This window comes from Mesorhizobium sp. GbtcB19 (genome assembly GCF_019091085.1).
Lineage (GTDB): Bacteria > Pseudomonadota > Alphaproteobacteria > Rhizobiales > Rhizobiaceae > Mesorhizobium.
Genome location: NZ_JAGXJY010000030.1, coordinates 1 through 22,106, shown reverse-complemented (window position 1 = coordinate 22,106; position 22,106 = coordinate 1). Strand labels below are relative to the sequence as shown.

16 protein-coding genes and 1 tRNA gene are annotated in these 22,106 nt (G+C 63.7%); 12 read left to right on the top strand and 5 right to left on the bottom strand.

Features of this window, described 5'->3' with window-relative positions; genetic code table 11:
* The first annotated feature begins 81 nt into the window (after window positions 1-81).
* A complete protein-coding gene (locus tag KVT37_RS29630) occupies window positions 82-789 on the top strand; it encodes an HAD family hydrolase (protein WP_217578571.1) in 708 nt (235 codons plus the stop codon).
* 202 nt (window positions 790-991) lie between these two features.
* Complete coding sequence (locus tag KVT37_RS29625; protein ID WP_217578570.1) at window positions 992-1,795, top strand: MerR family transcriptional regulator; 804 nt, start codon at window positions 992-994, stop codon at window positions 1,793-1,795.
* 68 nt (window positions 1,796-1,863) lie between these two features.
* Here the strand turns inward: KVT37_RS29625 and KVT37_RS29620 are convergent, their stop codons facing one another.
* From KVT37_RS29620 to aceA, 3 genes are all read right to left on the bottom strand, one after another.
* Window positions 1,864-2,247 carry a response regulator gene (locus KVT37_RS29620; protein WP_254634342.1) on the bottom strand — a complete coding sequence of 128 codons (384 nt, stop codon included), beginning with the start codon at window positions 2,245-2,247 and terminating at the stop codon, window positions 1,864-1,866.
* A gap of 291 nt (window positions 2,248-2,538) precedes the next feature.
* The gene (locus KVT37_RS29615) at window positions 2,539-2,781 is read right to left on the bottom strand and encodes a hypothetical protein (RefSeq protein ID WP_027168360.1); all 243 of its coding nucleotides are present in this window, start codon (window positions 2,779-2,781) and stop codon (window positions 2,539-2,541) included.
* Window positions 2,782-2,836: 55 nt separating this feature from the next.
* Window positions 2,837-4,126: an isocitrate lyase gene (aceA, locus tag KVT37_RS29610; protein WP_217578569.1), complete on the bottom strand. Its 1,290-nt coding sequence runs from the start codon at window positions 4,124-4,126 to the stop codon at window positions 2,837-2,839.
* Window positions 4,127-4,376: 250 nt separating this feature from the next.
* Here aceA and KVT37_RS29605 point away from each other — a divergent pair, with 250 nt between their 5' ends.
* From KVT37_RS29605 to KVT37_RS29580, 6 genes are all read left to right on the top strand, one after another.
* Window positions 4,377-5,819 carry a short-chain fatty acyl-CoA regulator family protein gene (locus tag KVT37_RS29605; RefSeq protein WP_217578568.1) on the top strand — a complete coding sequence of 481 codons (1,443 nt, stop codon included), beginning with the start codon at window positions 4,377-4,379 and terminating at the stop codon, window positions 5,817-5,819.
* Between the two features lie 215 nt (window positions 5,820-6,034).
* Window positions 6,035-6,985, top strand: a complete 951-nt coding sequence (locus tag KVT37_RS29600; protein ID WP_217578591.1) for a DMT family transporter — start codon at window positions 6,035-6,037, stop codon at window positions 6,983-6,985.
* A gap of 507 nt (window positions 6,986-7,492) precedes the next feature.
* The gene (locus tag KVT37_RS29595; RefSeq protein ID WP_217578567.1) at window positions 7,493-8,590 is read left to right on the top strand and encodes a polyamine ABC transporter substrate-binding protein; all 1,098 of its coding nucleotides are present in this window, start codon (window positions 7,493-7,495) and stop codon (window positions 8,588-8,590) included.
* A gap of 82 nt (window positions 8,591-8,672) precedes the next feature.
* Window positions 8,673-9,812: an ABC transporter ATP-binding protein gene (locus KVT37_RS29590; protein ID WP_217578566.1), complete on the top strand. Its 1,140-nt coding sequence runs from the start codon at window positions 8,673-8,675 to the stop codon at window positions 9,810-9,812.
* A 9-nt stretch (window positions 9,813-9,821) separates the two neighbouring features.
* Window positions 9,822-10,787, top strand: a complete 966-nt coding sequence (locus KVT37_RS29585; RefSeq protein ID WP_217578565.1) for an ABC transporter permease subunit — start codon at window positions 9,822-9,824, stop codon at window positions 10,785-10,787.
* Window positions 10,784-11,602: an ABC transporter permease gene (locus tag KVT37_RS29580; protein WP_217578564.1), complete on the top strand. Its 819-nt coding sequence runs from the start codon at window positions 10,784-10,786 to the stop codon at window positions 11,600-11,602. The genes KVT37_RS29585 and KVT37_RS29580 overlap by 4 nt, the downstream gene beginning before the upstream one ends.
* Window positions 11,603-11,642: 40 nt before the next feature.
* Here KVT37_RS29580 and KVT37_RS29575 read toward each other — a convergent pair whose 3' ends face one another.
* Window positions 11,643-13,523, bottom strand: a complete 1,881-nt coding sequence (locus tag KVT37_RS29575) for an AsmA-like C-terminal region-containing protein (protein ID WP_217578563.1) — start codon at window positions 13,521-13,523, stop codon at window positions 11,643-11,645.
* 266 nt (window positions 13,524-13,789) lie between these two features.
* On the opposite strand from KVT37_RS29575, the gene KVT37_RS29570 reads away from it, so the two are divergent.
* A complete protein-coding gene (locus KVT37_RS29570) occupies window positions 13,790-15,748 on the top strand; it encodes an acetoacetate--CoA ligase (protein ID WP_217578562.1) in 1,959 nt (652 codons plus the stop codon).
* A 544-nt stretch (window positions 15,749-16,292) separates the two neighbouring features.
* Here KVT37_RS29570 and KVT37_RS29565 read toward each other — a convergent pair.
* Window positions 16,293-20,360, bottom strand: coding sequence for a PAS domain S-box protein (locus tag KVT37_RS29565; protein WP_217578561.1), 4,068 nt, complete (start codon window positions 20,358-20,360; stop codon window positions 16,293-16,295).
* 261 nt (window positions 20,361-20,621) lie between these two features.
* On the opposite strand from KVT37_RS29565, the gene KVT37_RS29560 reads away from it, so the two are divergent.
* The 3 genes from KVT37_RS29560 to KVT37_RS29550 all read left to right on the top strand — a co-directional run bounded on the left by KVT37_RS29560 (window position 20,622) and on the right by KVT37_RS29550 (window position 21,918).
* Window positions 20,622-21,086: a phasin gene (locus KVT37_RS29560; protein WP_217578560.1), complete on the top strand. Its 465-nt coding sequence runs from the start codon at window positions 20,622-20,624 to the stop codon at window positions 21,084-21,086.
* Between the two features lie 344 nt (window positions 21,087-21,430).
* Window positions 21,431-21,507, top strand: a tRNA-His gene (locus tag KVT37_RS29555).
* Window positions 21,508-21,663: 156 nt separating this feature from the next.
* The gene (locus tag KVT37_RS29550; RefSeq protein ID WP_217578559.1) at window positions 21,664-21,918 is read left to right on the top strand and encodes a DUF768 domain-containing protein; all 255 of its coding nucleotides are present in this window, start codon (window positions 21,664-21,666) and stop codon (window positions 21,916-21,918) included.
* Window positions 21,919-22,106 lie beyond the last annotated feature (188 nt).

The window sequence follows — 22,106 nt, the reverse complement described above, 5'->3', positions numbered from 1 at the left end:
GCACCCCCGCGCTTCGCAGATCCCTAGCTAGCAGTGCCGGGCGAACGCGTCTACACCACCGTTTCGGAGGATGATGTGGCCATGTCCGCTCTTACCACGATCGGCTTCGACGCCGACGACACGCTGTGGCAGAACGAGCAGTTCTTCCGCATGACCGAACAGCGCTTCGCGGCCTTGCTGGCCGGGCATGGCGACCATGAGTACATCGCAGCGAGGTTGCTCGAAGCGGAAAGGCGCAATCTCGCTCTCTATGGCTTCGGCATAAAGGGCTTTACACTGTCGATGATCGAGACAGCCGTCGCGGTCACAGACGGCGAGGTGCCCGGTTCGGTCATCGGCGAAATCCTGGCTGCCGGCCGCCAGATGCTCAGCCATCCGATCGAGCCGCTGCCGCATGCGCGTGAGACGGTCGAAAAGCTGGCGGGCTCCTACCGCCTGGTGCTGATCACCAAGGGCGACCTCTTCGATCAGGAGCGCAAGCTGGCGCAATCGGGACTGGGCGAGCTTTTCGACGCCGTCGAAATCGTCAGCGACAAGAGCGCCGCCACCTATGCCCGCATCTTCAGCCGCCACGGCGACGGGCCGCAAAAGAGCATGATGGTTGGCAATTCGCTCAAGTCGGACGTGGTGCCGGCCATCGAGGCAGGGGGCTGGGGCATTCATGTGCCGCATGAATTGACCTGGGCGGTCGAGCATGCCGAGGCGCCGGTCGCGGCGCCGCGTTTCCGGCAGATCGCCGACCTGGGCGAGCTGCCGGCGCTGATAGAGCGCATCGCCACGGCGGGTTGACGACGTCCGAGGGCGATTGTTCTCGGGTCGTGCAAAACCCGATGGGTGAGCGGGGCATACCTCCGCGGCGTCGAGTGAGCGGACGTTCTGAACGTCCGTTCGGGTGGCGAGCGGGAGGCGCGAACGAACCGGCCGACGCGCTCTTGCATCGGACCCTGGGGCCGCCCTTACAGAAGCGAGGGTCCGGAACGGAAGGTCGGCTATGGGCAGCGAAAAGGAGCAATGGTTCGGTCCAGGCGAGACAGCTCGCCGGCTCGGTGTTACCACCAAGGCGCTCAGGGTCTACGAGCGGGAAGGGCTCGTTGTCCCTCACCGCGCCGAATCGAGATGGCGCCTGTACGGCTCAGCTCAAATCGCCCGCCTGCACCAGATCATCGTGCTTCGTGATCTCGGCCTGTCACTCAAATCGATCAAGAAGCTTGTCGGGAACCATTCCCGGCTTCGGGATATTCTGCGGCTGCAACGCGTAACCCTGGAGTCCCAACAAGACAAGATCAAACGCGCGACCGCCCTCATTGAGGTGGCGCTAGATCAGATCGATAAGGGACGGGACCTTTCCCTGGACGAGTTGGCAATCCTCACCAAGGAGACTCTCGTGCAAAAACCCACCGATAAAAAGAAATTCCTCGCAAGGTTCGAAGCCCTGATCGCGGAGCAGGACCCGACTGGGCGAGCAAGCCGCACCTTTGACGAGATAAAGAAAGAATATGACGGAGACGCCCATAAGGCGGCGCTGAAGGCCCTCATGGAGGAAGCCGGCCGACTGAGGGAGGTGGGGGACGTCAATTCCGAAGCCGCCAAAGAGTTCGTTCGGCGTGTGCGATCCCGCACCGCCGGTATCAGGCGTTCGGCCTCCCAGGCCGAGCAAGAGCTTATACGCGACGCATACACCAAAACGCTCGCCGAGGCGCGGGCGAGGCCCGAATCCCTATGGTTCGATCCGGCGGTGCTCGAGTTTTTCCGCCAGGTTGCGCACGGAATGAGGGAGAGAGGTGAGCTGGACTGACTCCGCCTCGCGAGGACAGACGCCGGAGTGTCGCTTCGGCGCTCCGGCACGGCCTGTCCCGAAACGCCCTAGCCGCGCCCGACCAGGCGATCCACCACCGGTTGCAGCCTGTCGGGCGTGATCGGCTTGGCGACCACCGCATCGATCACGCCCGACAGGCCAAGACTCTCCGGCGTGCCATTGCTGGTTGAGAGCAGGATCACGGCGGGCAACGGCTTGCCGGAGGCGCGCCGACGCGCGTCGATGGCCGACATCAGCCGGTCGCAATCCTTGTTGTCCGGCCCACCGTCCAGGATGATGGTGCCGGGCAGGTGGCCGGCCAAGGCTTTCTCGGCGGTCTCGGGCGATTCCGAAATCGGTTTCAGCCCCGACTTCTCGACGATTTTCGACACCACGACCCGGTTGATCGACGACTTTCCGACGACCAGCACCTTGGAAAAATCCGCCGCCATCGCGCCGGCGCGGGTCGCAGGTTTGATGTGTTTTTCGGAAGGGTCGTCACGGTCGGCGGGACACATCGGCGGGCGGGCACTCTGGTTCAATGCAGGGTTGAAACCTGAGGCACAATTGGGTGAGATCGCGGCCGGTGTCAAGCTGAAACGGTCGTCGTCGAAAATAAAGCAAGAAATTCTCGAATTCAGCGCAAGTCGTGCTCCTTGAGCACGAAGGCAAACCGAAAAAATGCGATAGTCTCCCGAACGTATAGCGCACGGGAGACATTCGCCAAGACTGTTGACGTTACGTCAAGTGTGACTCTGCTGGGTAACGATCACCGGGATCAGAAGATCGCCCCAGTTGCCGTCGCCGCCATGGTGCCTGGCCGAGCGCACCAGTTCCACCGAAACGCCCGCTTCGACTGCCTTCATGACCGACTGGTTGAGCCTGTGCAGATCGTTGGCGAGCATGCGGATCGTCGCCTGCTGGTCGACGCTCATCGCGCTCGATTGCTCTTCTGCCCTTTCCTTGACGCGGCTTATCGATGCCATTGGTCTTCTCCTCGATGTTAATTGCCCTGTGGGCGTTTCCTCTGGTTGTTGTCCGTTACTCGGCCGCCGGCCTGAACTGGGCGTGCTCGGTCGATTCATGCATGGCGGTGGTCGAAGACTGGCCGCCGGTGATTGCCATCGACACGGCGTCGAAATAGCCGGTGCCGACCTCGCGCTGGTGCTTGGTCGCGGTGTAGCCGCGAGCCTCGGCCGCGAATTCGGCCTCCTGCAGTTCCGAATAGGCGGCCATCTGACGGTCCTTGTAGCCGCGCGCCAACTCGAACATGCCGAAGTTCAACTGGTGGAAACCGGCGAGCGTGATGAACTGGAACTTGTAGCCCATCGCGCCGAGCTCCTTCTGGAACTTGGCGATCGTCGCGTCGTCGAGATTCTTCTTCCAGTTGAAGGACGGCGAGCAGTTGTAGGCGAGCAGCTTGCCCGGATGATGCTTGTGCACGCCCTCGGCGAATTTCCTGGCCTGCGCCAGATCCGGCTTGGAGGTCTCGCACCAGATCAGGTCGGCATGCGGCGCGTAAGCCACGGCGCGCGCGATGCAGGGCTCGATGCCGTTCCGCACATTGTAGAAGCCCTCGACCGTGCGGCCTGCATCGTAGTCGACGAAGGGCCGGTCGCGCTCGTCGATATCGGAGGTCAAAAGCTTTGCCGCTTCCGCGTCCGTGCGCGCCACGACCAGCGTCGGCGTGCCCATCACGTCGGCCGCGAGGCGCGCCGCGTTGAGGTTGCGGATATGCGCCGCGGTCGGGATCAGCACCTTGCCGCCGAGATGGCCGCACTTCTTTTCCGACGCCAGCTGGTCCTCATAATGGACGCCGGCAGCACCCGCTTCGATGAAGGCCTTCATGATCTCGAAGGCGTTGAGCGGGCCGCCGAAGCCGGCCTCCGCATCGGCGACGATCGGCGCGAACCAGGTCTCGACCGACAGCCCTTCGCCTTCCGAGGTCTCGATCTGATCGGCGCGCTGCAAGGTGCGATTGATGCGCTTGACCAGTTCCGGCGCGGCATTGGCCGGGTAAAGCGACTGGTCCGGATACATGGCGGACGCCGTGTTGGCGTCGGCGGCCACCTGCCAGCCCGAGAGATAAATCGCCTTCAGCCCCGCCCGAACCTGCTGCATGGCCTGGTTGCCGGACATCGCGCCGAGCGCGTTGACGAAATCCTCCTCGTGGATGAGCTTCCACAGCCGGTTCGCGCCCATCTCGGCCAGCGTCTGACGGATTTGCACGGAGCCGCGCAGCCGCTTCACATCCTCTGGCGAATAGGGGCGCTCGATGCCGTCGAAGCGGCCTTCAGGCGCGGAAGGGACGAGGTTGTAAAAATCGGTCATTGGTCACTCCGGATCGCTTTGAAACTGCTTTAGCCTTACATCGCAAAGGTATGCCTCGCGATGTCTGCATGTGACATCATTTACATTGCAGCGCGAAAAACACCCAGGGAAACTGACGAATGGCCCGGAAAATAAAGGAAAAGCTGTGTTGCTATTGACAGGCTCGGTCTGTAAATTTGTCACGATTGTAAAAGCGTCGAAGCAGGCCTAGGGCATGATATTCGTGTAAATTCTTGTCAAGGATGACGGGATGGCCGACCAGAAGATCTTCGCCGGGCCGCGGTTGCGCCGGCTGCGCAATGCGAGAAGCCTGACCCAGACGGCGATGGCGGAGGGGCTGGGCATCTCGCCCTCCTATCTAAACCTCATCGAGCGCAACCAGCGGCCGCTGACGGTGCAGCTCATTCTCAAGCTTGCCTCCGTCTACAAGGTCGACCCGCATGAACTGCAGGGCGAGGCCAAGGGATCGATCGCGGCGCTGAAGGAAGCGTTCAGCGATCCGCTTCTTGCCGGCGAACTGCCTGGCGATCAGGAGCTCATCGACCTAGCCGAGACGGCACCGAATGCCTCGGCGGCGATGGTCAAGCTCTTTCGCGCCTATCGCGAGCAGGCCGAACGCTTGTCCGACCTCAACCAGCTTCTGGCGAAGGAGGGCAGGGCGACCGCGCTGTCCGGCACACGCCTTCCCGCCGACGAGGTCCACGAAGTGTTCGAGCGCCGCCCGAACCACTTTGCTTCGCTGGAAGAGGAGGCGGAGGCCTTCACGTCGGTCCTCGACCCCGGCGATGATCTGTTTGCGGCACTGAAGGCCTGGCTCAGGCGCGAGCACGGCATCGTCGTCAAGGTGCTGCCGGTCGCCACCATGCCCAACTGGCGCCGCCGCTACGACCGCCATTCGCAGCGCCTGTTCCTGTCCGAGCGGCTGTCGCCTTTCGACCAGCTGCGCGAAATCGCCATGGAGGCGAGCCTGATCCGCATGTCGGTGGCCGTCGCCGGCGAGATCCAGGCGCTGAAGCTCGGCACCGACGAGGCGCGCCGGCTCGCCCGCTTCGAACTCGGCCGCTATGCCGCGCACGCCCTGATGATGCCCTATCAGGCCTTCCACGCCGCCGCCGTCCGTGCCCGCTACGACATCGACGTCCTGCGCTCCCGGTTCGGTGTCTCCTTCGAACAGGCGGCCAACCGCCTGACCATGCTGCAGCGTCCCGGCGCGTCGGGCGTGCCGTTCTTCATGCTGGAGGTCGACAATGCCGGCAATCGTTTCCGCAAGGCCGGCAGCCAGGGCTATCCGCAAAGCCGCTTCGGCGGCGGCTGCCCCAAGCTTCCCGTGCATGCGGTCTTCTCGCAGCCGGGCCAGATCCTGGTCGAGGCGGTGGAGATGCCCGACGGCGCCGAGTTCCTTTGCATCGCGCGCACGCTGGAGGGCCCGCAAGGCGCCTTCTCCGAGCGGCCGCGGCGCACCGCGCTCCTGCTCGGCTGCGATATCGGCTTCCGCGACGAGATCGTCTATGGCGCGGCGTTGCCGGCCGGCGCGGCCGGCAAGCCCGGGCAGGGTTTCGCCACGCCCGTGGGTCCCGCTTGCCGGCTTTGCGAACGTGTCGGCTGCCTGGCGCGCGCCGAACCGCCGGTGACGCGCCCGCTCGGCCTCGACGAGATGGTGACGGGCCTCAGCGCCTTCGATTTCCAGGGCTAGTACACGTCGCCCGAAACATGCGCATCGGTCGTCGGACCCAGACATGCGCCAAGTAAGGCCGTGGCGAGGTTGTCCCAAATTTCAGCGAATGCTGGATCACGCGTGGCTGTCTACTTTGCGCTACGCGATTGAGACACAGTCTTGTCGTCTAAGATACAGAATCCCTGTCGTCCCTGGTGCATCGTAGCGCAAATAACTCGCTGACAGTCATGTCCATGTCCGATACCGCCTCGCCCCGTGCCGCCTTGCCAGCCGTCTCGCCGCGCGAGGAACGGATCGGCATGCTGCTGGTCTTCCTGTCGGCGCTGATGTGGAGCTTTGGCGGCACCATCGCCCGTTTCATCCATGTCGACGACAGCTGGACCGTGGTGTTCTGGCGCTCGCTCTGGGCCGTGGCCTTCCTCGTCGCCTTCATGGTCTGGCGCGACGGCTGGCGCGGCACGTTGAAATTGTTCCGCGATATGGGCCTACCCGGCCTCGGCGTGGCCTTCTGCTTCGCCACCGCCTCGACCAGCTTTATCGTCGCGCTCGCCTATACGACGGTTGCCAACATCCTCTTGATGCAAGCCGGCGTGCCGCTCCTGGCTGCCTTGCTCGCCTGGCTTTTGTTTCGCGAGCGCGTGAGCCAGGGCACCTGGGTCGCCATCGCCGCCGTCATCGCCGGCGTTGCCATCATGGTCTCCGAATCCCTGGGCGGCGCCGTCTCGCCGATCGGCGATGGCCTGGCGCTGCTGATCGCGGTGATGTTTTCGTTCGCGACCGTGATCACCCGGCGCTTCTCCCATGTGCGCATGGTACCGGCCACCTGTCTCGGCGCGCTGCTTGCCGGTGCTTTTGCCGCCGCCCAGGCCACGGAATTCTCGGTTTCCGCTCGAGACATGGGTTTTCTCTTTGCCTTCGGCGTCGTCAATCTGGGCATCGGCCTTGCCTTCTTCGCCATGGGAGCGCGGCTGGTGCCCGCGGCGATCGCGGCGCTGCTTGGCACCTTCGAGCCCATCCTTGGACCGATCTGGGTCTGGCTCGTCCATTCCGAGGTGCCGTCGCTGCGCACCATCATCGGCGGCGCCATCGTGGTCACGGCGCTGCTCGTCCATATCGGCCTCGAATTCACGCGTCAGGCACGGCCGGCGCGTCCCGGCATCACCGGCCTGCCGTCGCCGAATTGACGTTGGTGCATGTCGCCCAAAAGTGCGCAGCGGTTTTGGGAGAACGACATGCATCAAAACAAAGAGTGCATGTCGCCCAAAAGTGCGCAGCGGTTTTGGGAGAACGACATGCATCAAAACAAAGACCTAAAGCGCGTCGCCTGAATCCCTTTCAGCGCGACGCGCTTTAGGCAGCCTTCCCCATTGACAACCCCGCTGCCGGCCGGGCAGGCTGCGATTACGGCAACAACAAGACAGGCGTATCTTGCCAAGTGTCTCTGCCGGCCTGACTAAGGCCGGACCACATCGTCGTATCTCTGCTCACGCCACGGTGAACGCCGCTGACGCCGCCCGGATACCTTACAAGGGCACGCCGCGAGAGGTCTTTGACCACCGACCGGCAACCCGGCGCAGCGCCGGCAGGCCGCGCTTGTCGCCCTACCAAAAGCTCAATAGTCTGAAACAAACGCCGTCCCGCGCTCCTTTTGCGACGAGCCGGCAAGGGAACACTCACCAAAGGAGAACATCATGATCCGCAAAGCTCTATGGCTTTCGGCGACGTCGATATTTCTGACGCTTTTCACGGCAGGCGGCCATGCCGAAGACCGCGTCGTCAACGTCTATAACTGGTCGGACTATATCGACAGCTCGATCATCGACGACTTCACCAAGAAGACCGGCATCAAGGTCGTCTACGACACCTTCGATTCCAATGAGATCCTGGAGACCAAGCTGCTTGCCGGCGGCAGCGGCTATGACGTCGTCGTGCCGAGCGCCAACTTCCTGGCGCGCCAGATCCAGGCCGGCGTGTTCCAGAAGCTCGACAAGTCGAAGCTGCCGAACATCTCCAACATGTGGGACGTCATCTCCGAACGCACCGCCAAATACGATCCGGGCAACGAATATGCCGTCAACTACATGTGGGGCACGGTCGGCCTCGGCTACAACGTCAAGAAGGTGACGGCCGCACTCGGCACCGACAAGATCGACAGCTGGGACGTGTTCTTCAATCCGGACAAGCTGGCCAAGCTGAAGGATTGCGGCGTCTATGTGCTGGATTCTCCGGCCGACATCATTCCGGCGGCGCTGAAATATCTCGGCCTCGATCCCAACAGCACCTCGCCGGATGACATTGCCAAGGCCGAGGAAGCGTTGCTCAAGGTCAGGCCCTATATCCGCAAGTTCCATTCGTCCGAATACATCAACGCTCTGGCCAACGGCGATATCTGCCTGGCGATCGGCTGGTCGGGCGACGTCTTCCAGGCGCGCAACCGCGCCCAGGAAGCCAAGCAGGGCGTCGAGATCGGCTATTCGGTGCCAAAAGAAGGCGCCCAGATGTGGTTCGATATGATGGCGATCCCCGCTGACGCGCCGCATGTCGCCGACGCGCTCGAGTTCATCAACTACATGATGACGCCCGAAGTCATCGCCAAGTCGTCGAACTACGTGCTCTACGCCAACGGCAACAAGGCTTCGCAGCAATTCGTCGATAAGGCGATCCTGGAAGATACTTCGGTCTATCCAGATGCCGAGACGATCAAGAAGCTCTATACCGTCGCGCCATACGATCCCAAGACCCAGCGCGTCATCACGCGCACCTGGACCAAAATCGTCACCGGCCAGTGAGCATTGAGACACGACCCCGGCAGCCAGCTGCCGGGGTCGCTTTTCTTTTGGGGAATTTTTAAAGAATAACGGAGTGGGGACCATGAAATCGCTTGGCAGCATCCGCAGGGATTTCGCGCCATGGAACGACCCGAACGCCAAGCCGTACATCCAGTTCGACAAGGTCACCAAGAAGTTCGGCGACTTCACCGCCGTCAACAATTTGTCGCTGACCATCTTCGAGCGCGAATTCTTCGCCCTGCTCGGCGCGTCGGGCTGCGGAAAGTCGACGCTGCTCAGGATGCTCGCCGGCTTCGAGGAACCGTCCGCCGGCCGCATCCTGCTCGACGGGCAGGACTTGCGCGGCATCCCGCCCTACAAGCGGCCGGTCAACATGATGTTCCAGTCCTATGCGCTGTTCCCGCACATGACGGTGGAAAAGAACATTGCTTTCGGCCTCAAGCAGGAAGGCATGCCGGGACCCGATATCGAAAGGCGCGTCGCCGAGATGCTGAAGCTGGTCAAGCTCGAGCAGTTCGCCAAGCGCAAACCGCACCAGCTCTCGGGTGGCCAGCGCCAGCGCGTGGCGCTTGCCCGTTCCGTCGCCAAGCGCCCCAAGGTTCTGCTGCTCGATGAGCCGCTCGGCGCGCTCGACAAGAAGCTGCGCGAGGAAACCCAGTTCGAGCTGATGGACCTGCAGCAGGAACTCGGCCTCACCTTCGTCGTCGTCACCCACGACCAGGAGGAGGCCATGACCATGGCCGACCGCATCGCCATCATGGACAAGGGCGAGGTGATGCAGGTCGCCACGCCGGCCGAGATCTATGAAGCGCCGACCTCGCGCTTCGTGGCGCATTTCGTCGGCAATGTGAACATGTTCGAGGGCAAGGTCACCGAGCGCAGCGCAAGCACGACGCGCATCACCGGCGCGACTGGCGCTCAGATCGTGGTCGACAATGGCGGCGAGGCCACCGCCGGTTCCGACATCGTCTTCGCGATCCGGCCGGAGAAGATCAAGGTCACGTCGAAGAAACCGGCTGATGCGGTCAATGCGCTGGAGGGCGAGGTCTATGACGTCGCCTATCTCGGTGACATGACTGTCTATCATATCAAGCTGGACGACGGGCAGATCGTACGGGCGAGCGCGATGAACGCCTCGCGTGTGAGCGAGGACCCGCTAACCTGGAACGACCGCGCCTGGGTCTCCTTCCGGCCCGACGCCGGCGTCGTGCTGGCGAGATAGGAGGCGGAGATGACAAACATCGCTGCGACCGCCGCTCCATCAGCCAAAACTGCCGCCGCACTGCCGACAAGAGTGGTGAAAGGCTTTGTCGACCGCCTCGTCATCATTATTCCCTATCTCTGGCTGCTGTTCTTCTTCCTCGTTCCCTTCATCATCGTCTTCAAGATATCGCTGTCGCAGACGGCGATCTCGATGCCGCCCTATACGCCGGTGCTCGACTTCAAGGACGGCGTCTCGGGATTCTTCGCCGGCTTCCGCGCGCTCAACTTCGACAACTACACCTGGCTCACCCAGGACGCGCTCTACTTCAACGCCTATGTGACCAGCCTGATCATCGCGGGGATCTCGACGATACTCACCCTGATCGTCGGCTATCCGATCGCCTATGGCATGGCGCGCGCGCCGGCGACGATCCGCCCGACCTTGCTGATGCTGGTGATCCTGCCGTTCTGGACCTCGTTCCTGATCCGCGTCTATGCCTGGATCGGCATCCTGAAACCCGAGGGACTGCTCAACCAGGTCCTGCTCGCGACCGGCCTGATCAGCCAGCCGCTGGTCATCCTCAACACCTACACCGCGATCTTCATCGGCATCGTCTATTCCTACCTGCCCTTCATGGTGCTGCCGCTCTATTCCTCGCTGGAGAAAATGGACTATTCGCTGATCGAGGCCGCGCAGGACCTCGGCTGCCCGCAGACCGGCGCCTTCTGGAAGATCACCTTTCCGCTGTCGCTGCCCGGCGTCGTCGCCGGCTGCCTGCTGGTCTTCATTCCGGCTGTCGGCGAGTTCGTCATCCCCGATCTCCTCGGCGGCTCGCAGACGCTGATGATCGGCAAGACGCTCTGGAACGAATTCTTCTCCAACCGCGACTGGCCGGTCTCGTCGGCGGTCGCCGTCATCCTGCTTCTGGTGCTGACCATCCCGATCATGTTCTTCCAGCAGGCGCAGGCGAAGGCACAGGAGCAGGGCAGATGAACGCGACCTGGAGCCGCTTCAACATCACCTCGATCGTGCTGGGCTTTGCCTTTCTCTATTTGCCGATCGTGCTCTTGATCGTCTTTTCCTTCAACGAATCGAAGCTCGTCACCGTCTGGGGCGGCTTCTCGACCAAATGGTACGTCTCGCTGTTCCACAACCAGGGCCTGATGGACGCCACCTGGGTCACGGCGCGCGTCGGCGTCATCTCGGCGACGGTGGCGACCGTGCTCGGCACGCTCGCCGCCATCACGCTGACGCGCTACACGCGCTTCAGGGGGCGGTTGCTTTTCTCCGGCATGGTGTTTGCGCCGCTGGTCATGCCGGAAGTCATCACCGGCCTCTCGCTGCTGCTGCTCTTCGTCGCCGTCGGGCTCGACCGCGGCTTCTTCACGGTGACGCTCGCGCACATCACCTTCACCATGTGCTTCGTCGCCGTCGTCGTGCAGTCGCGCCTGGTCTCTTTCGACCGCTCGCTCGAGGAGGCGGCGATGGATCTCGGCGCGCCGCCGGTGAAAACCTTCTTCCAGATCACCTTGCCGGTCATCCTGCCGGCGATCATCTCCGGTTGGATGCTGGCCTTCACGCTCTCGCTCGACGACCTGGTCATCGCCAGCTTCACCTCGGGCCCCGGCGCCACCACGCTGCCGATGAAGATCTACAGCCAGGTGCGCCTTGGCGTGACGCCGGAAATCAACGCCGCCTGCACGATACTGATCGCGGTGGTGGCGGTCGGCGTGATCATCGCCTCGATCGCCAACAAGCGCCGCGAGATCCAGCGCCAGCTCGACGAGCAGGCGGCGCAGCGCGGTTGATCGCGGGAGCGGGGGCGCTCTTTCGCGCCCCCTGCCTTCTTTACTGGCCCGAAACGCCGGGAGCGATCGGCGATATGAACGGCGCGCTCCAGTTGCCGCCGACGAAGAACAGCGACTGGCTGGGCGGCGCGGGAGCCGGGCTGGCTGCCTGGCCGCCGGCCGGCTGGGGTTGCTGTGCTGGTTGTCCGGTGGGCACGACGCCGCCCGAGAGCGCCAGTCCGCGCCCGACATAAGAGGCGATGCCGGACAGCCAGATCTTGTATTTCTGCGCGTTGATCTCGGCCTTGTCGAGGCGCGCCACGCCCTTCGAAATGCTTGCCTTGATCTCGGCGCCGTCGATCGGCAGCGAACCCTTGGAGACGTCGTCGAGCGCGAAGAAGCCGCCTTGCTGGTTGCGCTTCAGGAAGGCCGGCAGGTCGAGTCCGTTGAGTGTGCCCGGCCCGAACGTCGCCGAGAACGATCCGTCGGCATTCTCGAAGATCGAGTTCCACGCTTTGCCGGGTCCCTTGAGGATGACCGACACCGTCCCGGTGCCGGCCGGCACCAGCCGCGTCATTCCCGCCGCCGTGCCGAAGGCTCCCGTATCCACATCCGATGCCAGGAGCCGCATCTCGACCTGTGTGCCCTCGGGCTTGCGGTCGAAGCGCAGGCTGCTCTGGACGGTGCCGCCGAAGGCCGATGCATCGGATATGTCGAAGACCGCAAGGCCGTTCTTGACCTGCGCGGTCGCCGCGACGTCGGCGAGTTGCACCGGTCCCGCCGTGGCATGCGCCGCCGACAGTCTGAGGTCGAGGTTGATGCGGTCGGCGAAGCTGGTGTCGATATCGCCGGGGCCGGCCTCGCCGGTCGGCACCACAGGCGTGAAGGCCGACAGGAAAGATTTGAGATCGAGCGTGTCGAAGGCGAGCGTGCCGGCAACCACCGGGCGCCCTTCGGCGAAAGAGAGGTCCAGCGCGCCCATGCCCGGATTGTTGTTGAGCATGACGGTAGTGTTCTCGAACTTTGCACGCCCCGCCGAAGCGTTCACTTTGCTCGCGATCGAGACGGCGCCGATCGCAGCGCCCGGCGCAAGCCCGGCCTGCGACCACTCCAGCACACGCCGCAGCGACGGCGCGGCGAACTTTGCCTGGCCGTCGAGATAGGCATTGTCCGACATCGAGGCCGTTCCGTCGAAGGAGAACGTGGCAGGCGCCGCCTTGAAGGAGAGGGTGATCGGGGCGGCTCCTCCGGCAAACAGCACCAGCGGTTTCGCCGAGGAGAAATCGAGCTGCACGCTTTCGCCGCGCCAGATCCCGGTCGCGGTCAGCGATGCTTCGCTGTTCATCGCTTCCCAGTTCACCTGGCCGCCCAGGCTGCTCAGGATTTCAGTGTCCTTGCCGTCGGCCGTGGTCACGACGCGGCCATCGCGGAATTCGACGGTGCCGAACGGATCGGAAGGCAATCTGCCGAGATCGGGCTTCTGTGGATTGGCGCTGACCACGCCGCGCGCGGTGTCGATCGAGCGCGTGATGCGCCCCCCGGTCGGCAGCGGCGGCAGATAGAAGCCGCTTGGCGTGCGTTGCACCCTGATCGTCGGGCGCACCAGCCTGGCCGTCGAGAAGGCGACATCGCCCTGCAAGGCGGCCATCGCCGAGAGATCGACTTCCAGGCGATCGGCCTCGACCACCGGAGGCGCGTCGGTCTCGGTCCATTGCGACAGCGTCACGTCGCTGAGGATGGCCCGGAACTTCGGCCACACCTCGATGCGCGGCGAGCCGTCGATGGTGACACGGAAGCCGCTCCAGGCGCTCAGTTCCCAGGCGATGCGGTCGCGTACGATGCGGGTCGAGGCAATCAGTGGCAGCGCCGCGACCGCGAGCGCGATGACGAGCACGGCAACGCCGATCGCCCACACCCCACGCCGGATCAAAGATGATGGCATTTCGCCCCGTATGCTTCTGTTGCCGACAAAATCCCCCGACGGGTGTAACCGAGCGCCGACGCTTTTCAAGTCTTTATGGCCTTGCGATGGCATTTGCGCAGCGCCCGCCATGGGCTGGGCGAACAAAATCTTGCTCTGCTGCGCTGCAATATGCATAAGCGGTCTGCACGATCCCGGTCCGCGGTTGCGCGCCGTTTTTGGGACGATGGCATAAGCGATCTTGAGCTAAACGGCTCAAAAAGCGACGCGCTTTGGGAGGAGCGATCATGGCAGCCGATACGCCTTTGTGGACCCCGACGCAGGATCGGATCGACGCAGCGCCGCTGACCGCGTTCACGAAAGCCGCGGAAGCGCAGGCCGGGCTGTCATTCTCCAACTATGCCGAGCTTCACCGCTGGTCGATCGAGGATCGCGAGGGCTTTTGGAACCTGGTTTGGGATTTTTGCGATCTCGTCGGCGACAAGGGTGAGCGCAACCTTATCGACGGTGAGAGGATGCCCGGAGCGGCTTTCTTTCCCGACGCCAGGTTGAACTTTGCCGAGAACCTGTTGAAGAAGACCGGCAGCGGTTCCGCCATGATCTTTCGCGGCGAGGACAAGGTCGAGCGCCGGCTGTCCTGGAACGAGCTGCATGCGCTGACCTCTCGGCTGCAGCAGCTCTTCCTGTCGCTCGGCGTCAAGGCCGGCGACCGCATCGCCGCCATGATGCCCAACATGCCCGAAACCATCGCCGCGATGCTGGCGGCAAGCTCGATCGGCGCGGTATGGTCGTCATGCTCTCCCGATTTCGGCGAACAGGGCGTGCTCGACCGTTTCGGCCAGATCGAGCCGGTCGTCTTCATCGCGCCGGACGGCTATTGGTATAACGGCAAGGCGATCGAGGTGGCCGACAAGGTCCGCGCGGTGGCGGCCAAGCTCGCCACGCTGCGCAAGGTGCTGATCGTCGACTATCTCGGCACCTCGGCCGACGTTGCCGCCACCATCGACAAGGCGGCCGCGCTCGAGGAGGCGCTCTCGCCCTTCGCCGCCAGGACCCTCAGCTACGAGCGGCTGCCCTTCGCGCATCCGCTCTACATCCTGTTCTCGTCCGGCACGACCGGCATCCCGAAATGCATCGTCCATTCGGCCGGCGGCACGCTGGTTCAGCACGTCAAGGAGCACCGGCTGCATGCCGGCCTGCTCGACGGCGATCGCCTGTTCTACTTCACCACCTGCGGCTGGATGATGTGGAACTGGCTGGTCTCCGGCCTCGCCTCGGGCGCGACGCTTCTGCTCTATGACGGCTCGCCCTTCTACCCCGACGGCAATGTGCTGTTCGATTTCGCCGATGCCGAGCAGATGACCTATTTCGGCACCTCGGCCAAGTTCATCGATTCGGTCCGCAAGGCCGGGCTGAAGCCGATCTCGACCCACGACCTGTCGACCGTGCGCACGCTCTCTTCCACCGGCTCGCCGCTGTCGCCGGAGGATTTCCGCTTCGTCTATGACGGTATCAAGAAGGACGTGCATCTGGCCTCGATCTCGGGCGGCACCGACATCGTGTCCTGTTTCGTGCTCGGCGTGCCGACCGAGCCGGTCTGGAGCGGCGAGATCCAGGGGCCGGGCCTCGGCCTTGCCGTCGATGTCTGGGACGACGACGGCAAGCCGGTCCGGCGGGAGAAGGGTGAGCTGGTCTGTACGAAGGCCTTCCCGGCGATGCCGATCGGCTTCTGGAACGACCCCGAAGGCAAGAAATACCACGCCGCCTATTTTGAGCGTTTCGACAATGTATGGTGCCATGGCGACTTCGCCGAATGGACGGCACATGGCGGCATGATCATTCACGGCCGCTCGGACGCCACGCTCAATCCGGGTGGCGTCAGGATCGGCACGGCCGAGATCTACAATCAGGTCGAGCAGATGCCGGAAATCCTCGAGGCGCTTTGCATCGGCCAGGATTTCGACAATGACGTCCGCGTCGTGCTGTTCGTTCGCCTGGCTGCCGGTGTGAGCCTGGACGAGGATCTGGAGAAGCGCATCCGCGCCAAGATCCGCACCGGCGCCAGCCCGCGCCACGTGCCGGCCAGGATCGTCGCCGTCTCCGACATCCCGCGCACCAAATCCGGCAAGATTACCGAGCTCGCGGTGCGCGACATGGTCCATGGCCGCATGGTCAAGAACAAGGAAGCGCTGGCCAATCCCGAGGCGCTGGAGCTGTTCCGCGACCTGCCGCAGCTGGCGAGCTAGAGCCAGACGGATTTTCGCCAGCTGAGATTTTCCTGGTTGCCCCCTTCGCGGTCGTCATCCTAGGGCGGAGCAAGGAGCGAAGCGACGCGCGCAGACCCTAGGATCCATTCCGTGACGCTAAGGCGTTGCAACGTTTACAGAATTCTGCTCCGCTGCAGTCTTCGGCCGAGGTAACGGAATGGATCCTTGGGTCTCCGCGCGTCGCTTCGCTCCTGCTTCGCCCAAGGATGACGACGCCGCGAGGGACTCGGCTAATCGCCAAGGCATGCGGTCTGTTAGGCCGTCGAACAGCATCCCGCATAGTTAACAAAATGTGGCTGTCGAATTTACCTAGATTTCACGGGTGGTACACATTCGTAAATTTTTTCTCGGCCCGGTAAGGACTTGTTAAGGGACGCCCCCGATAGTCGCGAGTAACTTGAGGGAGAAATCCCGTTCCTCGTCCCCTGAGGTTCAGCTCAAGCCCCCGTTGTGACAGCATCCCATTTCTCAAGGCGTCCCCCAGGACGCCTTTTTTCTTTGGCCGGATCCCGTCCGAAGCCAGCTACTCGGCAAGCACGCGGGTCGAGGGGAAGGCGACCTCGACCAGGGTTCCTTCGCCGGGCGTCGAGGTGATGGCGAAACGGGCGCGGTTCGCTTCCACCATGGCCTTGGTCAGCGGCAGGCCAAGGCCGGTGCCGTCGCCGCGTCCGCGCTTCAGCGCATTGATCTGCTTGAACGGCTTCAGCGCCTGCTCGATCTCGGCCGGGGTCATGCCGATGCCAGTGTCGCGCACACGCATGACGACATCGCCCGAGGCCTCGTAGGCGGTCGAGACGATCACCTGGCCGCCGGCCTGGGTGTAGCGGATGGCGTTGGACAGGATGTTGAGGGCGATCTGGCGAACGCTTCTCAAATCCGCCACCACTTCCGGCAGACGCGAGGCGAAGCTGGAGCGGATGATGACGCGCTCGCGATTGGCCTGCGGCTGCATCATCGCCACCGTCTCGGCCAGCGTGTCGTTGAGCGACACCGCCTCGTAATCCATCTCCTGCTGGCCGGCTTCGATCTTGGAGATATCGAGCAGGTCGTTGACGAGATCGAGCACGTGGTTGCCGGAGCGGTTGATGTCGCGCAGATAATCGCGATAGCGGTCATTGGCGACCGGACCGAATTTCTCGTCCACCATCAGCTCGGAAAAGCCGATGATGGCGTTGAGCGGTGTGCGAATCTCGTGGCTGATGCGGGCCAGGAAATCCGTCTTTTGCGAGGAGGCGCGCTCAGCCACGGCGCGTGCCTGTGTCAGGTCTTCCTCGGCCCGCTTCCATTGCGTGATGTCACGCACCACGGCGCAGAAGCCGCTGTCGTTGGGAAGACTGCCGATGGTCATGAACAGCGGAATGAAACGCCCCTGCGCCTCGCGGCCGATGACCTCGCGGCCGTCATTCAACACGCTTGCCACCCCCGGCTCGGACAGGCCCGCGAGATAATCGCGCGCCGCGCGCTGGCTTTCGATGGCGAACAGCGAGGCAAAGGGCTTGCCGGCGACCTCGTCGCTGTCGAAACCGAACAAGGCTTCCGCCGGCCGGCTGATCGAACGGATGTTGCCGTCGCGGCCGATCAGCACGACGCCGTCGGTGGCGGTGTCGATGATGGTGCGCATCTCGGCGATGCGCGACTTCAACTCCGGCACGTCCGGCTGCAGCGCCGGCTCGTCATTGGCGGCGGTGAAATGCGCCGCGTCGTCCTCGCCGGAGCGCCGCACGACCAGCATCAGCGCCTTGCCGCCGCGCCACGGCACCGAGCGCAGCAGCGCGTCGATCGGAAATTCCTGACCCTGGCGGGTCTTGAGCTTAAGCGAGTGGTCGCTTTCTTCCGCGGCGGCGTCCTCGGCGTAAGGATCGGCAAACAGCGCACCAAGGCCCCCAATATCCACCAGGTCGTCCAACGCGTCGTAGCCGGTGAGCTCGAGGAAGGCTTCATTGGCATAATGCAGCACATCGCCCGAATGGATGAGCAGCGGCACCGGCAGCCTGGCCAGGATGGACGTATCGGGCGCCTTGGCTTCCTCGCCGGTCGAAAAAGCGGATGGCATAAAACCCGAGAGTTTGAGTGGCGGCACTTCGAGCCGCGACCGCGCCGGCGCTACCGCTTCCGATTGTTCTTCTGCTGCCGTGGCGGCATCGGCATCGGAGTCGGCCCAATCCTCACTGTCTTGCGCATCGCGGAAATCGTCGGCGGTCATGCTGTCGTCGTCCGCCGTCGAGTCTGGGGCGGACGGCCCGGCCGCGACCGGCTGTGTCGCTGGCTGTTCGACCAGCTGCTGCGGCTCAGCGGCGGCATGTTCGGCCGCTTGCTGGGCACCCGCTTCTTGCTCGGTTTCGGATACAGGCGTGACACCGGCTTCTTCCGTGGATTTCTCGCCGTCGGCATAGCTGAGCAGCGAGCCGGAAACGGCGGGCGTCCCGGCCCGGCCCGTATCGCTCGTTTCGTCATCGATGCCGTCGAGGCGCGCCAGGTCTTCCTGGTCTTCCGCCTCGGTCTGGGCTTCCGCGGTCTCCGCATCGGCCTTCGCGTCGACAGTCTCCGAAGCTTCCGGCGCGGTTGTCGCGGTCGCTTCCCGAGCGGAATGCTCGTGCGCGGCTGCTTCAAGCGCGGGCGGCTCGTTTGCCTCGGGCTTCGTTTCGCTGGCCGGCTCCTTCGCCGTTGTCTCGTCCTTGCCGGCAACAACAGCCGTGTCGGGCTGCTTGTCGGCTTCGGCGCCGCTCGGCCCGGCCGGAGCGGAACTGTCCTTGCGCAGCCGCTCGCCGATCTCGCGGAAGGCGCTGCGTTCGAGGATCGACAGCCCCTTGTGAGGTGTGTCGCTTCCCGGCTGCTTGTCGTTGGCCGGCTGGCGATGTTCGGCCAGCCTTATCACCTTGTCTGCGAAGCGCCGCTCGGGCTTCGGCACGATGGCCAGCGCCGGCACTTCGCCCTGGAACGGATCTTCAGGCTTCGGCTGTTCGGGCGTGGTCTGCTCCGCTGCCGACGGCTCGCCTCCCGCCGGGGCGGCTCCGGCTGCTGCGGCGTTCGGCACCAGGGCCATGCCAAGCGCTTCCGGGTCGACCACGGCGTCGGCCGCGCGCGCGACGCCGAAACCGCGAAAACCCTCGAAGGCGCGGCTGCGGCCATAGACGGGCAGCGCCGCCAGGTCGACCGGGATCTTCAGACCGGTCCCGGCCACGGGCCACAGCACCGAGCGGCCGGACCAGGTGTCGCGGCGTTCGAGCAGGCCGGCGATCTCGCCCGAGGCGTCGAGGCCGAAAGTGGTGGCGACGTCCTTGAAGCGGCGGCCGATCACATCGGCGGCCGGCTGGCCGACGATCTCGGCGAATTCGGGCGACAGCGCGCTGAACTTGCCTTCGGCGTCGGTACGCCAGACAAAGCGCAGCGGCGGCGCCGAGCGGTCGAGGTCGCGGGGAGGGGCCGGCTGCGCTGGCGTGGTGGCTCCGCCGACGTCCGGCCGACGGTCTTCGGCTGCGATGGCTTCCTTCGGCTCGTCCTTCGCCACTGCTTCCGGTTGATCATGCCCGGCATCATCTTCGCCGGCGTTGAAATACCAATGGTCGTGCTGGCCGGCATCGGCGGCCTGTTGGCCGGTGGCGCTGGCCTGATGATCGATGTGGGTGGGCTGCTGGTCGGCCACGATTTCCGTGACGGCCTCCACGCCGCCTTCGGGCTTTGGCGGAGCCGCTTCTTCCGGCTCTACCACGGGTTCCGCGGCGCCGTGCTCATTGTCTTCGGTTCTTTCCGCAGCCGCTTCAGCCCGCTCTACGGTCGCCACTGCCGGCGCCGGGCTGTTGTCCTGAACGGGCGCGGCAGTCTGGCTTTCATCCGATGGCGTGGCCGTTACCGCCTCCGGCGACGCGAGCTGTTGACCGGCTGGCTGATCGTCCTGGCCGGCCGCCGGCTGATCGCCGTCCGAGCCGTCGAGCTGGTCCTCATCGATCACCACCAGCAGATGGCGCGTGTCGGTGAGCCGCGCAAAGCCGGCCGGGTAGGAGGTGCCGGTACCCGGCACCAGGCGCTTGACGAGGCGGTCGCCGCTGGCGGTCACATCCGCAACCAGGGCGGCCAGCGTGCCCGGCTCGATGCCGAGTGCCGCAAAGCCGTCCGAAGCCGCCTCGACACCGCCTTGCGCGTCTACGAAGGCGATGAAATGCCCGGCTTCGGTGAAACCGCCGATGGCGCGACTGGCGATCTCGCCGGCGCTGCGCGAGCTGGTCTGCGCTGCCGGCACCGCCAGCATGATTGCCTTTTCGCCGTCGGGCATCGTCACGGCGCTGGCCAGGAAGCCGACGGCGCGGCTCACCATGCCGGTGGCCAGTCGCACCGTGATGGCGCGGTCGTTGCCGATCTCGGGAAAGCCGCTGGTAGCCATGATCTGCCGCCGCGCGATCAGCGTCAGCCGCGCCGATGCGCCGATGATGGCCTCGATATCCGGATAGCCGAACATCGATGCCCCCGGACCGTTTGCCCAGATCACCTGTTCGAGGTCGGTCGACAAAATGGCCAAAGCGTCGCCGGCGGCAAAGCGCTGGCGCACCGCGTCGAGCACGGCGACGTCGAGGAAGGAGTAGTTTTCAGGCGGCATGCGCTGGCCAACCCTCCGGAGCGGGCATTTCAGTTAACGCTTTGTTAATAAAAGCCCGCGGCCCGAAGGTCCACAAGCCCTGGCTTGCAACGGTCGAAATCTCTGGGCTCTTGGTTAACGGGTTTGATGGCTGACGTATGGGAAGATTTTTATGGTGCAGTGCAACAAAGATATTGCAATGCACAAAAAATGCCTTTATATTGCCATCATACATGAACGAGACGGCTTTCTGTCAAAGCCGCTGCCCCGAAAGGTTGGAAAATGTCCAAGACCACTGCCAAGACCGCCGAGACCATCGAAAACGTAGAATTCCCGAGCTTCGACGCTTCCAAAGCCACCGACCAGATCCGCGCCTTCGCCGAGAAGGGCGTCGAGCAGTCGAAGGAAGCCTATTCCAAGCTGAAGACCGGCGCCGAAGAGACCCAGAAGGTTCTGGAGTCGACCTACGAGACCGCCAAGACCGTTTCCAGCGACGTTTCGCTCAAGGCGATCGCCGCGCTGCGCGCCAATGCCGAGGCGAGCTTCTCGCATCTCGAAGCCCTGGTCGGCGCCAAGACCCTTTCGGAAGTCGTCGAGCTGCAGACCTCCTTCCTGCGCAAGCGCGTCGAGATGGCCGTCGAGCAGGCGAAGGAGTTCCAGGCCGTCGCCACCAAGGCGGTCGAGGACGTCTCCAAGCCGGTCAAGACCGCCTTCGAGAAGGCGATCAAGGACGTCAAGGCTGCCTGATTTTCGCGCACAACCCCTGCGATGCATCAAAACGTCGCATTTCGTCAGACAAATAGTCGTGCGATAGGGTTGAGCAACCAGATACCCGGAAACGGAACCTCCTCCCTCCGTTTCCGGGGTGACCAGCCAGCACCTCCTCCCGCTGGCTCGTAACAGGAAAAGGCCGGCACCTCCTCCCGCCGGCCTTTTCTTTTGCCTTGACGAAAGGCGAATGGGGAAACCAATCCTTTACCTTATCAAGGCCCTTGAATTAGAATCCGATAGCCCGTATTTGACGCATCGCCGAACGACAGAGCGGATCACGGAGAATGAAGCTTTCACCTCGATCTCGCTCAGGCAGGCGTGCCGTTGTAGCTCAGCTGGTTAGAGCGCCGGATTGTGGATCCGGAGGTCGCTGGTTCGATCCCAGCCAACGGTACCATCATTCTCATTGATCTGAACGTGCACCTTGAACCCTTCCATTCCTTCGGCTCCGCGGACAATGGGCAAGAAGCCTTGCCGGTCGAGGCCGACTCGGCTCGAATGGAACTGGGCGTTCATGGCTACCAACCGGCTTAGCCGCTAGGGAAGAAGCAGTATGAGTGAACATGCGATCGAGTTCTTGCGCGGATGGATTGGCGAAAAGGTCCAATGCCAGCATTCGCCGATCAAGATCGACGAACAAGCCGAGACCCTCGCCAAGGAATGCTGCGCCAAGGCAGCCGAGGCAGGCATTCTCCTGGAGGACATCCAGGAAGAGGTCGGCGACATCCAGGAACTGATCGCGTCGCGCCTCGAGGAAGCCGCCGAAGGAGGCACCGACGAAGCCAAGCCGGACAAGCCCGCGGCGTAAGATCGTCCGCCCGCCATAGGCCGGCGGTATTCCAGGAAAGTGTGAGACGATTTCCGTCAGGAATTGCGTCAAAACAAAGAGATAGAGCGGTTCGCCGTTTCCGCGAAACGCTCTAGGCTGTAGTGACAATTTAATTATTTGAGCCAGAGCATGATGGCAGCGAGCTTGACGAAGCCGAGGAAGTTTGC

Bases quoted from the DNA above. Each gene is read 5' to 3' on its own strand.
- KVT37_RS29630 (WP_217578571.1), top strand. From the start codon at position 82: ATGTCCGCTCTTACCACGATCGGCTTCGACGCCGACGACACGCTGTGG.
- KVT37_RS29625 (WP_217578570.1), top strand. From the start codon at position 992: ATGGGCAGCGAAAAGGAGCAATGGTTCGGTCCAGGCGAGACAGCTCGC.
- KVT37_RS29620 (WP_254634342.1), bottom strand. From the start codon at position 2,247: ATGGCGGCGGATTTTTCCAAGGTGCTGGTCGTCGGAAAGTCGTCGATC.
- KVT37_RS29615 (WP_027168360.1), bottom strand. From the start codon at position 2,781: ATGGCATCGATAAGCCGCGTCAAGGAAAGGGCAGAAGAGCAATCGAGC.
- aceA (WP_217578569.1), bottom strand. From the start codon at position 4,126: ATGACCGATTTTTACAACCTCGTCCCTTCCGCGCCTGAAGGCCGCTTC.
- KVT37_RS29605 (WP_217578568.1), top strand. From the start codon at position 4,377: ATGGCCGACCAGAAGATCTTCGCCGGGCCGCGGTTGCGCCGGCTGCGC.
- KVT37_RS29600 (WP_217578591.1), top strand. From the start codon at position 6,035: ATGTCCGATACCGCCTCGCCCCGTGCCGCCTTGCCAGCCGTCTCGCCG.
- KVT37_RS29595 (WP_217578567.1), top strand. From the start codon at position 7,493: ATGATCCGCAAAGCTCTATGGCTTTCGGCGACGTCGATATTTCTGACG.
- KVT37_RS29590 (WP_217578566.1), top strand. From the start codon at position 8,673: ATGAAATCGCTTGGCAGCATCCGCAGGGATTTCGCGCCATGGAACGAC.
- KVT37_RS29585 (WP_217578565.1), top strand. From the start codon at position 9,822: ATGACAAACATCGCTGCGACCGCCGCTCCATCAGCCAAAACTGCCGCC.
- KVT37_RS29580 (WP_217578564.1), top strand. From the start codon at position 10,784: ATGAACGCGACCTGGAGCCGCTTCAACATCACCTCGATCGTGCTGGGC.
- KVT37_RS29575 (WP_217578563.1), bottom strand. From the start codon at position 13,523: ATGCCATCATCTTTGATCCGGCGTGGGGTGTGGGCGATCGGCGTTGCC.
- KVT37_RS29570 (WP_217578562.1), top strand. From the start codon at position 13,790: ATGGCAGCCGATACGCCTTTGTGGACCCCGACGCAGGATCGGATCGAC.
- KVT37_RS29565 (WP_217578561.1), bottom strand. From the start codon at position 20,360: ATGCCGCCTGAAAACTACTCCTTCCTCGACGTCGCCGTGCTCGACGCG.
- KVT37_RS29560 (WP_217578560.1), top strand. From the start codon at position 20,622: ATGTCCAAGACCACTGCCAAGACCGCCGAGACCATCGAAAACGTAGAA.
- KVT37_RS29550 (WP_217578559.1), top strand. From the start codon at position 21,664: ATGAGTGAACATGCGATCGAGTTCTTGCGCGGATGGATTGGCGAAAAG.